The sequence below is a fragment of the Leifsonia sp. Leaf336 genome, from assembly GCF_001423695.1.
Lineage (GTDB): Bacteria > Actinomycetota > Actinomycetes > Actinomycetales > Microbacteriaceae > Leifsonia.
In genome coordinates, this window is record NZ_LMOZ01000002.1 from 575231 (window position 1) to 588532 (window position 13302).

General features: G+C 70.4%; 10 protein-coding genes. 6 read left to right on the plus strand and 4 right to left on the minus strand.

Annotated features, from left to right (window positions below; genetic code table 11):
* Nucleotides 1–6 precede the first annotated feature (6 nt).
* Genes ASF88_RS11575 through ASF88_RS20815 form a run of 4 tightly spaced genes read right to left on the minus strand, consistent with a single transcriptional unit; the run spans nucleotide 7 to nucleotide 4341 of the window.
* Nucleotides 7–1047, minus strand: a complete 1041-nt coding sequence (locus ASF88_RS11575; RefSeq protein ID WP_082518920.1) for an AAA family ATPase — start codon at nucleotides 1045–1047, stop codon at nucleotides 7–9.
* The gene (locus ASF88_RS11580; protein WP_055918306.1) at nucleotides 1044–2306 is read right to left on the minus strand and encodes a DUF4350 domain-containing protein; all 1263 of its coding nucleotides are present in this window, start codon (nucleotides 2304–2306) and stop codon (nucleotides 1044–1046) included. The genes ASF88_RS11575 and ASF88_RS11580 overlap by 4 nt, the downstream gene beginning before the upstream one ends.
* Entirely contained in the window at nucleotides 2303–2959 is a 657-nt protein-coding gene (locus ASF88_RS11585) for a DUF4129 domain-containing protein (RefSeq protein ID WP_157498311.1), read from the minus strand. Before ASF88_RS11585 ends, ASF88_RS11580 begins: the two co-directional genes overlap by 4 nt.
* Before the next feature lie 2 nt (nucleotides 2960–2961).
* On the minus strand, nucleotides 2962–4341 hold the full coding sequence (locus ASF88_RS20815) for a hypothetical protein (RefSeq protein WP_055918309.1): 1380 nt from the start codon (nucleotides 4339–4341) through the stop codon (nucleotides 2962–2964).
* Between the two features lie 204 nt (nucleotides 4342–4545).
* On the opposite strand from ASF88_RS20815, the gene mtrA reads away from it, so the two are divergent.
* The 6 genes from mtrA to secA all read left to right on the plus strand — a co-directional run bounded on the left by mtrA (nucleotide 4546) and on the right by secA (nucleotide 13290).
* Complete coding sequence (gene mtrA, locus ASF88_RS11595) at nucleotides 4546–5229, plus strand: MtrAB system response regulator MtrA (RefSeq protein ID WP_055918312.1); 684 nt, start codon at nucleotides 4546–4548, stop codon at nucleotides 5227–5229.
* Between the two features lie 14 nt (nucleotides 5230–5243).
* On the plus strand, nucleotides 5244–6947 hold the full coding sequence (gene mtrB / locus ASF88_RS11600) for an MtrAB system histidine kinase MtrB (protein WP_055918315.1): 1704 nt from the start codon (nucleotides 5244–5246) through the stop codon (nucleotides 6945–6947).
* Between the two features lie 32 nt (nucleotides 6948–6979).
* Nucleotides 6980–8638 (plus strand): LpqB family beta-propeller domain-containing protein, encoded by a 1659-nt coding sequence (locus ASF88_RS11605; RefSeq protein WP_235493418.1) that lies wholly within the window; start codon nucleotides 6980–6982, stop codon nucleotides 8636–8638.
* Between the two features lie 96 nt (nucleotides 8639–8734).
* Nucleotides 8735–9421: a ComF family protein gene (locus tag ASF88_RS11610; RefSeq protein WP_055918318.1), complete on the plus strand. Its 687-nt coding sequence runs from the start codon at nucleotides 8735–8737 to the stop codon at nucleotides 9419–9421.
* Between the two features lie 159 nt (nucleotides 9422–9580).
* Nucleotides 9581–10279, plus strand: coding sequence for a ribosome hibernation-promoting factor, HPF/YfiA family (gene hpf / locus ASF88_RS11615; RefSeq protein WP_055918322.1), 699 nt, complete (start codon nucleotides 9581–9583; stop codon nucleotides 10277–10279).
* A 200-nt stretch (nucleotides 10280–10479) separates the two neighbouring features.
* Nucleotides 10480–13290 carry a preprotein translocase subunit SecA gene (secA, locus tag ASF88_RS11620; protein WP_055918324.1) on the plus strand — a complete coding sequence of 937 codons (2811 nt, stop codon included), beginning with the start codon at nucleotides 10480–10482 and terminating at the stop codon, nucleotides 13288–13290.
* Nucleotides 13291–13302: the final 12 nt, after the last annotated feature.

The window sequence follows — 13302 nt, forward strand, 5'->3', positions numbered from 1 at the left end:
CGCGCCTTAGATCGGAACCTGGACCTGCTGCACGATCGAGCGCAGGATCGCGTCGGCTCCCACACCCTCCAGCTCGGCCTCCGGACGCAGCTGGATGCGATGCCGCCAGACCGGGACGAGCATGGCCTGCACGTGGTCGGGAGTGATCGAGTCGTAACCCGACAGCCACGCCCACGCCTTTGCCGCCGCGAGCAGCGCGGTGGTGCCGCGCGGACTCACGCCGAGCCGCACCGACGGGCTGCGGCGGGTCGCGCGGGCGAGGTCGACGATGTAGGCGAGCACGTCGGGGTTGGCGCCGACGGAGGCCGCGGCCGCGCGGGCGTCGTTCAGCTGACGGGCGTCCAGCACGGGAGTCACTCCGGCGCCGGCCAGGTCGCGCGGGTTGAAGCCGGCGGCGTGCCTGCGCAGCACCTCCACCTCGGCCTCGCGCTCGGGGACGTCGAGCGTGAGCTTGAGCAGGAAGCGGTCGAGCTGCGCCTCCGGGAGAGTATAGGTGCCCTCGTACTCGATCGGGTTCTGGGTGGCGGCGACGATGAACGGGTCGGGCAGGCGCCGGCTGACACCATCGACGCTGACCTGGCGCTCCTCCATCGCCTCCAGCAGCGCGGACTGCGTCTTGGGAGGTGTGCGGTTGATCTCGTCGGCGAGCAGGATGTTCGTGAACACCGGCCCCTCGCGGAACACGAACCCGCCGGTCTGGGCGTCGTAGACCAGCGAGCCGGTGACGTCGCCCGGCATCAGGTCGGGCGTGAACTGGATGCGCGTGGTCGAGAGGCTCAGCGCCGCGCTGAGCGAGCGCACCAGGAGGGTCTTCGCGACGCCAGGCACACCCTCCAGCAGCACGTGCCCGCGTGCGAGCAGCGCGATCATCAGGCCGGTCACGGCGCCGTCTTGACCGACGACGGCCTTGCCCACCTCCGCACGCACCCGGGCGAGGGCGTGACGCAGGTCGTCGGAGCCGGCGGCGGCGCCGGGGGCGGAGGCTCCGTCGGGAGTGCCGGCGGGCGGCGCGTCGGCGCGGGGGGATCCGGTCGTGAGGTCGGTCATTGTTCCATTCTTCCGGTCGGTCGCGGACGGTCGGGGGAGGCGGCGGCTGCGGTGGCGTGTTCGAGCTCGGTCAGCCGGTCGGAGAGGTCGATGAGCTCGCGATCCGAGCGCGGGTGCTCCTCCACCAGGAGGGACAGCACCGCTGAGTGCTCGCGGCCGGTGAGCGCTGCGACCGCGTCGGCGACCTCGTCGGTCGTGGCGACCCGGGGGAGGCCGACCGTGGACGACAGCCGGCCGATCGTGCCGATCCGCAGTGCGTCGGCGGCGCGGAGCCTGGCGGACGACCGCTGGTACAGGCGGGCGCGCCCTTCGCGCGTCTCGCCCGCTCGCACGACCACCGGGAGGTGCTCGACCACGAGCGGTCCGAAGCGGCGACCGCGCCAGACCGCCGCCGCCACGAACACCAGCGTGAGCAGGATCACGACCGGGGTGACCCAGCCGGGCGTGAGAGCGTCGAGCTCGGCCGGGCCGGTGACGGGGCGGTCGACCAGGCCGGGCAGGTACCAGACCAGCGTGCGGTGCTCACCCAGCAGATTGAGGCCGAGAGCCGCGTTGCCGAGACGGTCGATCCCGTCGTTCGTCAGCACGGCCGCCGACCCGACCAGGTACACCGCGCGGCCCTGGTACGAGGTGGCGACCACGGAGGCCGCGCCCTTCGAGTCCTCGAAGCAGGTCGTGGCGTCTCCGGTCGCCCGGAACGAGCCGGGGGACGACGTGTCCTTCGTGTTCTCGGTCGCTCGCGGGTCGATGCGCGCGGCCCGCTGCGCGGCCGGGAGGCCGCAGCCGGCGGACGCGACGCCTCCCGGCTCACCCGCGGAGTGCACGTCGGGTGCGAGCGCCTGGAGGGCGGAGAAGCTCGGCTCGACGACGACGATGGTGCTCGCCACCGACGTCAGTTGGTCGTAGCCGTCGCGGGCGAGGTTGCCTTTCGGGTCGAAGACGAGCACCGTCGTGTCGTCGTCGGCGGCGTCTCGCACCTCGCTGAGCGAGCCGGCCGGTTTGACCGTCACGCCTCGCTGGCCGAGTACCTGCGCCAGGGCCTTTCCGCCGGCCAGTCCCGGGTTGGTGGCGCTCAGGGTATCGCCGCCGAGGGAGCGGCCGCTCAGAGCCAGGCCGGTGAGGGCGACGAGCAGGGCGATGACGCCGAGGACGATCCAGGGCACGGCGCGGCGAGCCGTACGTCGGACGGTCGGGGAGACAGCGGCGGCGACCGTGTCCTCCGTCGTGTCGTCCGTGCCGGGTGGGAGGGTGCTCGTCACGCGACCACCGCCTCCTGCGCTGGGCGGACGCGCTGCAGCTCCGCGTCGAGGGCGACGAGCTGCTGGTACCCCGCCTCGGAGCCGGGACGATCGAGGTAGCGTACCTCGTCGAAGGTCCGCGCGGCCTGGCGCAGCTCGGCCGCCAGGGCAGGAGCGGCCCGCGCAGCCCGCGCGGCGAATTCGGTAGCGGTCGTGCCGGGCCGGACCTCCACGAGGGTGCGTTCGTCGAGGGCGGCCGCGATCGCCCGGAACTGCTCCTCGATCGCGAGCGACCAATCGCCGGCCCGAGCGGCATCGGCGGCGGAACGGCGCAACTCGTCGGCCGAGCGGGTGTCGTCGGAGCCGAACAGCGCGCGCCGAGCGGAGGCGGCCCTGCGGTTGAGCCGCGGGAGGCCGTAGATCACGAATGCGCCGACTATCAGCGCGGCGATCAGCAGCACTACCACCAGGAGCAGCACGGTGCCTGCGGCGCCCTTGGGACTGGAGAACAGGGAGAACAGCCAGTCCTGCACGGTCTTGGACGCGACATCGAGCCAGGTGGGTCTCGCCGCCTGGTACTCCGGCTTGGCGAGCTCGTTGCGGAGCCAGTCCTGCGCCTGCGGCGAGTTCGGGTCGACCGGCACGTCGAGCCGGAGCGCGGTGTGCAGGAGCACGCTCAGGCGCCCGGCCAGGTCGCCGTCGGTGCGGGCTGGGTGTACGGGTCGGGCAGATCGTTGCCGGTCTGACGGGCCTCCACGAAGCGCACGAGTTGGAGGTCGAGCCCTTCTTTGCGCATCCGGAGGTCGATGTAGATGAGGCTGATCGCGGCCGACTGCACGACGCTTCCGATCGCACCCACGATCGCCCCGACGACCGCCGAGATGACGTTGACGCCGAGCTGGCTCGCGATGACCGCGCTGAAGTCGCTCGAGTCCGGCGAACTCACCGAGGTCGGAGCGAAGACGCCGCCGAGCATGAGGCCGAGGAAACCGAACGGGATCGAGATCACCTGGGTGATGGCGTAGACGATGAGCCAGATCAGGATCAGCACGCCGAACGTGCGCCAGAAGTAGCCAGTGGTCAGGCGCCACGACCGGGTGATCGCCGCCCGCAGCGGGAGCCGCTCGATCACGAGCGCGCTCGGCACGACGGAGAGCTTGGTATAGAGCCAGGCCACCAGCACGACCAGGCCGATCGAGCCGACGATCCCGACGAGGACGGCGCCGATGACGCCGGCGGTGCCGCCGAGCATCGCGAGGGCCACGATCACGGCGACGACGAGCGCGATGCCCGCGAACCCGGCGAGGAAGAGGAGGAACGTCCAGCCGATGAGGCCGCCGAGCCGTCCGCGGATCAGCTGCCAGAGCGCGCGGAAGGTCAGCTTCTCACCGAGGGTCTCGCGCGACACCTCGCCCACGATGATGCCCTGCAGCAGCGCGCCGAACACCGTCGAGATGACCACGGCGAGCACGCCGAGCACGATGGCGCCGCCGATGGCTCCCGCGGCGAGCGTTCCGCGGTCGGCCACGTCAGCGTTCGCGACGCGGTCGACCAGCAAGAAAACGCCGCCGGCGATGAGCACCGAGACGATGATCGTCGGAATTCCCTGCAGCAGCAGGGCGGCGCCGACCGTGATCTTCGGGTTGCGCCGCAGCGCCTGGAACGGAGCGCCGATGAGCGTGCCGAACGCCAGCGGTCGCAACGGCACGAGACCGGGCTTCGGCGGCGGGGCCCAGCCGGGCTGGGGGCCGGGGGCGCCGTACTGCTGTTGCCAGCCCGGCTGCTGCTGCCAGCCGGGCTGCTGCTGCCAGCCGGGCTGCTGCTGATACCCGGGCTGCTGCGGGTAACCGGGCTGCGGGTATCCCGGCTGCTGCGAATACCCCGGCTGATACGCGGGCTGCTGCGGATCCCCGCCCGGCGCGTACTCGCCGAACTGCGGGGGCGCGGGAGGAGGCGGCGGAGGCGGAGGCGGCACCGCGCCATCGGGTCCCGTTCCGTCGGACGCCTTCGCGTCGTCGGACGAGCCCGGTGCCCGCCAGGTCTGGTCGTCGCTCACGCCGTGCCTCTCATCCCCCGTCTGATGCGTGCTCCCATGCTGGCACATCCGCGGTTTGCGCGATGCCCCGCCCACGGGGCACGTCGCGGGCGCTCAGCCCGCATCGGGCCGGCATACAAGGCTCGTGCAGCCTCCTCGACTACGCTGGACCCGTGAGTTCCGCGGCGTGCGCCGCCCGAGAGGGGTTCAGGGGAATCTTGGGACATGACTAGTCGCATCCTGGTGGTCGACGACGACACCGCGCTGGCCGAGATGATCGGCATCGTGCTCCGCACCGAGGGATTCGACCCCGTGTTCTGCGAAGACGGAGCCCAGGCGATCGAGATCTTCCGCGCGGCCAAGCCCGACCTCGTCCTCCTCGACCTCATGCTGCCCGGCCTCGACGGCATCGAGGTGTGCAGCCGCATCCGCGCCGAGTCGGGGACGCCCATCATCATGCTCACGGCCAAGTCCGACACGGCCGACGTCGTGAAGGGCCTCGAGTCGGGCGCCGACGACTACATGGTCAAGCCGTTCAACCCCAAGGAGCTCGTCGCGCGGATCCGTACCCGCCTGCGCCCGGCCCCGACCGCCCCGCCCGCCGAGCAGCTGCGCGTCGGCGACCTGCTCGTCGACGTCGCCGGCCACGAGGTCCGGCGTGGCGACGCGCGCATCGCGCTCACCCCGCTCGAGTTCGACCTCCTGCTGGCACTGGCCTCCAAGCCGCAACAGGTGTTCACCCGCGAGATGCTGCTCGAGCAGGTGTGGGGCTACCACTACAAGGCCGACACCCGGCTGGTGAACGTCCACGTCCAGCGCCTGCGCGCCAAGGTGGAGCAGGACCCGGACAACCCGAAGATCGTGATGACCGTGCGCGGCGTCGGCTACCGCGCCGGTGCGGCGACCTGACAGAGGCGACCGCGATGCGCTTCCGTTGGCCCGACAGGGAGTGGTGGCGGCAGGTGCCGTCCGAACTCGCGCGCCTCTGGCGCCGCTCCCTGCAGCTGCGGACGGTGGCGATCACGTTGCTGCTGACCGGTGTCGCGATCCTCGTCACCGGCGTCTATATGGCGCTCAGCATCAGCAACGACCTGTACCAGTCCCGCCTCGACCAGGCCCTGCGCGACTCGAGCCGGGCGACGACCGCCGCCCAGACGACCCTGAACGCCTCCGACATCGGCTCGGCCGACAGCGGCAAGAACCTGCTCAGCTCGACCCTCCAGGCCGTGCAGGCCTCGACCTCCAGCCGGCTGATCGCGGCGTACCGCGTGCCGGGACAGGACAACAGCGTCCTCGCCCCGCCCGATCGAGGCAGTCCCGCCCTCAACCCGGTGATCTCGCAGGAGCTGCGGGCCGCCGTGCAGAACGGCGGCACCAAGCAGTTCTACCAATCGGTCGCGCTGCCCTCCGGCACCGACTCGACCGACCCGGGAATCGTCGTCGGGACGCAGCTGACCCTGCCGTCGTACGGTCGCTACGAGCTCTACATCGGCTACAACCTGAGCGACTCGGAGAACACGCTCCTGTTCGTCCAGAACACGCTGCTGCTGGCCGGGCTCGCGCTGATCGTGCTCATCGGCGCGATCACCTGGCTCATCGTGCGGTTCGTCGTCGAGCCGATCCGGGTGGCGGCCCGCACGAGTGAACGACTCGCGGCCGGCGACCTCGCCGTGCGCATCCCCGAGAAGGGCGAAGACGTCTTCGCCTCGCTGGCGCGGTCGTTCAACGGCATGGCGGACAGCCTCCAGAGCCAGATCAACCAGCTGGCGACGCTGTCGCAGCTGCAGCAGCGCTTCGTCTCCGACGTGTCGCACGAGCTGCGCACACCGTTGACCACGATCCGGCTCGCGGGCGACGTGATCTACGACCAGCGCGGATCGTTCCCGCCGGCGACGACCCGCACCGCGGAGCTGCTCCACACCCAGATCGAGCGATTCGACCGACTGCTCTCCGACCTGCTCGAGATCAGCCGCTACGACGCGGGCTCCGTGGCCCTCGAGCCCGAGCCCACGAACCTGGTGCGGCTCGCCGAGGAGGTCGTGGACGAGCTCCGCACCGTCGCCGAGCAGAACGGGTCGGAGCTGCGTCTGGAGGCGCCGGGCGGCTACTTCGACGTCGGCATGGACCCGCGGCGCATCCGCCGGGTCGTCCGCAACCTCCTCGGCAACGCCATCGAGCACGGCGAGGGCGCTCCGGTGGTGGTGACGGTCGACAGCAACGAGACGGCCGTCGCGCTCTCCGTCCGCGATTACGGGATCGGCATGAACCAGAACGACGTCAACCATGTCTTCGACCGGTTCTGGAGGGCCGATCCGTCGCGCAAACGCACCCTCGGCGGCACCGGCCTGGGCCTCGCGATCTCGTTGGAGGACGTCACGCTGCACTCCGGCTGGCTGCAGGTGTGGTCGATGCCGGGCGAGGGCGCATGCTTCCGGCTCACGCTGCCGCGCGTCACGGGCAAGGGCATCACCTCGTCGCCGCTGCCGCTGCCTCCCGTCGATGCCGGCGCCAAGCCGGGCCGTCCCCACGACGAGTCCGCCCCGATCGAGGCGTCCGCTGCCACGGGCGGAGGCGCCGGACAGGTCGACGACGGAGCTGTGCGACCGGGAAGCGGGGCGCGCGCATGATCCGGCGGACCGTACGCGGATTGGGTGCGGCCGTGGCCGTCGTCCTCGCGCTGGTGCTCGTGGCGTGCGCGAGCATCCCCGACTCGGGGCCGGTGCGCCAGGGCGGCCCGGTCGCCCAGGTGAACGACCAGCTCGATCTCGACTTCAACCCGTCGCCTCCCGAGAACGGGGCGTCGCCGCAGCGGATCGTGCAGGGCTTCATCGACGCCGCCTCCAGTCCGAAGAACAACTTCCAGATCGCGCGCAAGTACCTGACCAAGTCGATGGCGGCCTCCTGGAACCCGGACGAGTCGGTCACCGTCGACGACGGCCGCAACCGCACCTTCGACCATGAGGGCAACCAGTGGTCGGTGGACGTCATCCCGGTCGCCAACGTCGACAGCGTCGGCTCCTACCGCCCGATCGCGAGCAAGGCGCCGATCGGCCTCTCGTACCAGGTCGCGCGTGAGAACGGGCAGTGGCGCATCGCGGTGGCGCCGGACGGCGTCGTCATCGACGACCCGACCTTCCGCGCCGTGTACAGCCAGCAGACGCTGTACTTCTACAACGCCGGCTACTCCTACCTCGTGCCGGACGCGCGCTGGTTCCCCGCCCGCGTCGCCTCGGCCGCGACGCGGGTCGCGAGCGCCGTGCTCGCCGGCCCGGCCAAGTGGCTGAACGGCGCTGTGACGAGCGCATTCCCGCAGGGGACGCAGCTCGCCCTGCCGTCGGTTACGACGGCCGGGGGAGTCGCCCGCGTCGACCTCAGCTCGGAGGCCGGCCAGGCCGACCAGCTCCAGCTGCAGCGCATGCAACTCCAGATGGAGCAGAGCCTCGGTGCGCTGGCGTCCTCCGTCCAGCTCTTGATCGAGGGCAACGCGCAGCAGATCCCACCGCTGTCGGACTCGTCGTCCCCCCTTCAGGACCCGCCGGTCGACTCGCACGCCATCGTCTACCGCGGCGACAGCTTCGGGCTGCTCAACGGGTCGACGATCACCGACCTGAGCGGGCTGAGCGACAAAGTGGTGGCGCTCCAGCCCAGCGCGGCGACCATCGACGCCAGCCGGAACCAGGTCGCGGTGCTGTCCCACGGAGCCGCCGTGCTCGTCCGCAAGTCGGGTGATCCCGTCCGCGTCGACACGCGACCCGGGCTGATCGCGCCCGCGCTCGACAACGACGGATGGCTGTGGAGCGTTCCCGCCGCGTCGCCCGACGCGCTCCAGGTCGCGGGTTCGAACGGGCAGGCGCACGCCGTGAAGGTGGCGTGGCCCGGTGCGACAGGGATCGTCTCGCTCGCCGTCTCGCGCGACGGCACCCGTGTGGTCGCCGTGCTGAGCACGGGCACCGGCTACGCGGTGGTCGCGGGCGGGGTCGTCCGTGGAGCCGACGGACTGCCGACCTCCATCACGCAGCCCATCGAGCTGGCGGTGGGTGACGGGACTCCGATGTCGATCGCCTGGACGGGCGAGCTGACGGTCGCCGTCCTCGCGATCACGAACGGCGACGCCACCGCGATCACGGAGCAGACGATCGGCGGCACCTCCACCTCGACCACGGGCCCGGCCGCCGGGCGCACGATCGTGGGGGCGGGAGGCCTCTCTCGCTACCTCGTGCTCGCCGGCGACGGCACCCTGCAGGCGCCGACCGGCAGCGGCTGGCAGACGCAGACCGACAAGGTGGGCGCGGTCGCGGTGCAGCTCGGGCAGCCCTGACCGGCGGACTCCTCCACAACGCCGGCTGAGCGCCGATCATCCACGGATCCTCGCGCGCTGCCGAGGCGGACCGCGCGCTCGGGTGAGGCTGGGGCCATGATCACGACATCCTCTCCTCCCGCTCGCCCCGCTCCCGCGCGCCGGTACGTCCGCGAAGCGCTGCTCGACGCCGCCGCTGTGCTGCTGCCGGTGCGGTGCGCCGGTTGCTCCGCTCCCGACCGGTCCGTCTGCTCCGACTGCGCACACCGTCTCGAACCTCGGGAGCGCACGCGGACCGTCTCCGGAATCACGGTCTGCTCCGCTCTGGACTACGACGACGTGCCGCGCGCGGTGCTGCTCGCCTTCAAGGACGCGGGGCGGGTGGACGTCGCGTCCGCGCTGGCGGGCGCGCTCCGAGCCGCGCTGACCGCCGCGACCGCAGGCACTCGGGCTGTCCCGGTGCCTGTCCTCATCCCGTGGACACGTGCGGCCTGGAGGCGCAGGGGCTACCACCCGACGGGCTTGATCCTGTCGCGCTCGCGCGTCCTGGACGCTCCGCTCTCGCGGGCACTCCGGCTCACCCGCCAGACCGCCGATCAGGCCGGGCTCTCGTGGAACGACCGCGAACGCAATCGCGAAGGCAGCCTGGTGGCCTCGGCTCGGGTCGCGGGCAGACGCTGCCTCCTCGTCGACGACATCGTGACGACCGGCGCCACCCTCGCGGAGGCCGCAGGAGCGATCCGCGCGGCCGGCGGCATCGTGGTCGGAGCGGCGACCATAGCCCAGACGCCGCGTCGTCGGTGAGGGCACCCGCGTGCAGCGAACGTCCAGACGAGTACTAAGAATTCACCCGCTGATTACGGTTCCGTAACGCGGCGGGGAGCACTACGGTAGTCGAAAAGGCGCGAGCGATTCCGCCCTTCGTGATCCGGGCGGACGTCACGCCGGATCAGGGAGGTCTCCATGGACATCAACATCGTCGGACGCAACCTGGGAATCACTGATCGGTTCCGCGAATACGCGACAGAGAAGGCCGACAAGGTCGCTCATCTCGCCGAGCGGGCCATCTCATTCGAGATCAAGGTCAGCAGGCACAACGAGAAGCTGGGATCCCAGAACGGCGACGACCGCGTCGAGCTGACGCTGGTCGGACCGAGGGCGGTGGTGCGGTCGGAGGCGACGGGCACCGACAAGTACGCAGCGTTCGACATCGCGCTCGGGAAACTCCTCGAGCGCGTGCGGAGGGCCAAGGACAGGCGCAAGGTGCACCGCGGGCAGCATCGCCCGACGTCCCTCCGCGAGGCCAGCACCGACGGCTTCAGCGCCGTCGGGCTGGCGGCGGCACCGGTCTCGGTGCTCGACCAGGTCCGCACCGGCAGCACGCCGGTCGTGACCGAAGAGGCCCAGGCGACCGAGGCCGAAGAGGAGTACAGCCCGGTCGTGATCCGTCAGAAGGTCTTCGCGAGCATCCCGATGACCGTCGACGACGCCCTCTATTACATGGAACTGGTCGGGCACGACTTCTACCTGTTCGTGGACCAGGAGACCAAACGGCCGAGCGTCGTCTACCGGCGCAAGGGCTGGGACTACGGCGTGATCGCCCTCGACGACGACGCCGAGGAGCTGCAGGAGGTGGCGACGGCGAGCCGCAAGCTCGGCTGACAGACGCGTCGATGGCGTGTGCCCAGGCGGCGCACGCCATCGACGTTCACGCACCTCGCAGACGCCTCCCAGCGACGACGGGTCGTACGCAGGGGCGGACCAAGTACGATGTTCCCTATCGTCGGCGGATTCTGCCGTCCGGCGTGCGCCCGCCGGGGCGCGGGCATCATCGGCCCGACCGAGCAAAATGGAGTGCATCAGTGGCCTCAGTTCTTGAAAAGGTTCTCCGCGTCGGCGAGGGACGCATCCTCCGACGCCTGGAGGCGTATGCGAAGGCGGTCAACGCTCTCGAGGACGACTTCAGCGAGCTGACCGACGACGAACTCATGCACGAGACCGTCGAGCTCCGCGAGCGCTACAGCAACGGCGAATCGCTCGACGACCTGCTGCCGGAGGCCTTCGCCGCCGTGCGCGAGGCGTCCAAGCGCACCCTCGGCATGCGGCACTTCGACGTGCAGATCATGGGCGGGGCCGCCCTCCACCTCGGCAACATCGCCGAGATGAAGACCGGTGAGGGCAAGACCCTCGTCGCGACCACCGCCGCGTATCTCAACGCGATCACCAGCCGCGGCGTGCACGTCATCACCGTCAACGACTACCTCGCGAGCTACCAGTCGGAGCTCATGGGCCGCGTCTTCCGCGCGCTCGGGATGACCACCGGAGTGATCCTCTCCGGTCAGACGCCCGAGGAGCGCCGCGAGCAGTACGCCGCCGACATCACCTACGGCACGAACAACGAGTTCGGTTTCGACTACCTCCGCGACAACATGGCGTGGCAGGCGAGCGACATGGTGCAGCGCGGCCACTACTTCGCGATCGTCGACGAGGTCGACTCGATCCTGATCGACGAGGCGCGCACGCCGCTGATCATCTCCGGCCCGTCCTCCGGCGAGGCGAACCGGTGGTTCAACGAGTTCGCGAGCCTGGCCACCCGCCTCACGCCCGACGTCGACTACGAGGTCGACGAGAAGAAGCGAACGGTCGGCGTGCTCGAGCCGGGCATCGAGAAGGTCGAGGACTACCTCGGCATCGACAACCTCTACGAGTCGGCGAACACCCCGCTCATCTCGTTCCTCAACAACGCGATCAAGGCGAACGCGCTCTTCAAGCGCGACAAGGACTACGTCGTCATGAACGGCGAGGTGCTCATCGTCGACGAGCACACCGGCCGCATCCTGGTCGGCCGTCGCTACAACGAGGGCATCCACCAGGCGATCGAGGCAAAGGAGGGCGTGGAGGTCAAGGCCGAGAACCAGACGCTCGCCACGGTCACCCTGCAGAACTACTTCCGTCTCTACAAGAAGCTGTCCGGCATGACCGGTACCGCCGAGACCGAGGCGGCCGAGTTCATGAGCACCTACAAGCTCGGCGTCGTCCCGATCCCGACGAACAAGCCGATGCAGCGCAAAGACCAGTCCGACCTGGTCTACAAGAATGAGAAGGCCAAGTTCGACCAGGTCGTCGAAGACATCGCCAAGCGCCACGAGAAGGGCCAGCCGGTGCTCGTCGGCACGACCAGCGTCGAGAAGAGCGAGTACCTCTCGCGCCTGCTCGCCAAGAAGGGCGTGCGCCACGAGGTCCTGAACGCGAAGAACCACGCGCGCGAGGCCGCGATCGTCGCCCAGGCCGGCCGTCTCGGGTCGGTGACCGTCGCCACGAACATGGCCGGTCGTGGAACCGACATCATGCTCGGCGGCAACGCCGAGTTCATCGCCGTCGCCGAGATGAACGCCCGCGGGCTGTCGCCGGTCGAGACTCCGGAGGAGTACGAGGCCGCGTGGGACGAGGTCTTCACCGACGTCAAGGCCAAGGTGGCGGAGGAGGCCGAGAAGGTCATCGAGGCCGGCGGCCTGTACGTGCTCGGCACCGAGCGACACGAGTCGCGCCGCATCGACAACCAGCTGCGGGGCCGTTCCGGCCGCCAAGGCGACCCGGGCGAGAGCCGCTTCTACCTGTCGCTGACCGACGACCTGATGCGCCTGTTCAACGCGGGAGCTGCCGAGAGCCTGATGGGCCGCACGAGCGTCCCCGATGACATGGCGATCGAGTCCAAGGTCGTCAGCCGCGCCATCCGCAGCGCGCAGTCGCAGGTGGAGGCCCGCAACGCCGAGATCCGCAAGAACGTCCTCAAGTACGACGACGTGCTCAACCGTCAGCGCGAGGCCATCTACAGCGACCGCCGTCACATCCTCGAGGGTGACGACCTCCACGAGCGCGTTCAGAAGTTCCTGACCGATGTCATCGACGACATCCTCGACCAGCACACCGGCGAGGGCAGCGGCGACGACTGGGACTTCGACGCGCTCTGGGCGGAACTCAAGACGCTGTACCCGGTCGGTGTCTCCATCGACGAGGTCATCGCCGAGGCCGGCAACAAGGGCCGCATCAACCGCGACTTCATGCGCCGCGAGATCATGTCCGATGCGAAGATCGCGTACGAGAAGCGCGAGGAGTCGCTGGGCTCGCCCGCAATGCGCGAGCTGGAGCGGCGCGTGGTGCTCTCGGTGATCGACCGCCGCTGGCGCGACCACCTCTACGAGATGGACTACCTGAAAGACGGCATCGGCCTGCGCGCGATGGCGCAGCGCGACCCGCTGGTCGAGTACCAGCGCGAGGGCTACGCCATGTTCCAGCAGATGATGGGCGCGATCCGCGAGGAGACGGTCGGCTTCCTGTTCAACCTGGAGGTCGAGGTCAACCAGGCCCCCGACGAAGTTGCAGCTCCGGCCGTCGCGGCCAAGGGCCTCGCCCGTGGTGAGTCCTCGGAGGCCCGGCTCAGCTACTCGGCTCCCGGCGAGCAGGGCGAGGTCGAGGTCCGCAACCAGCGCGGTCAGATCGAGAAGGCCGCGACGGACCGCGCGCAGCGTCAGCAGCGCCAGGCCGCGCCGGCCCAGGCGGCGCCGCCCACCCAGGCGTCGAACCAGCGCGGCGCGTTCGGCCAGCGGGTCGAGGAGTCCGGCGACGCCCCCGCGAACCGCGCGGAGCGACGGGCTCAGGCCAAGAAGCGCTGATCGCAGCGATGT

Excerpts from the sequence above, each read along its gene's own strand:
- mtrA (WP_055918312.1), top strand. The coding sequence starts at position 4,546 with ATGACTAGTCGCATCCTGGTGGTCGACGACGACACCGCGCTGGCCGAG.
- ASF88_RS11575 (WP_082518920.1), bottom strand. The coding sequence starts at position 1,047 with ATGACCGACCTCACGACCGGATCCCCCCGCGCCGACGCGCCGCCCGCC.
- mtrB (WP_055918315.1), top strand. The coding sequence starts at position 5,244 with ATGCGCTTCCGTTGGCCCGACAGGGAGTGGTGGCGGCAGGTGCCGTCC.
- hpf (WP_055918322.1), top strand. The coding sequence starts at position 9,581 with ATGGACATCAACATCGTCGGACGCAACCTGGGAATCACTGATCGGTTC.
- ASF88_RS11610 (WP_055918318.1), top strand. The coding sequence starts at position 8,735 with ATGATCACGACATCCTCTCCTCCCGCTCGCCCCGCTCCCGCGCGCCGG.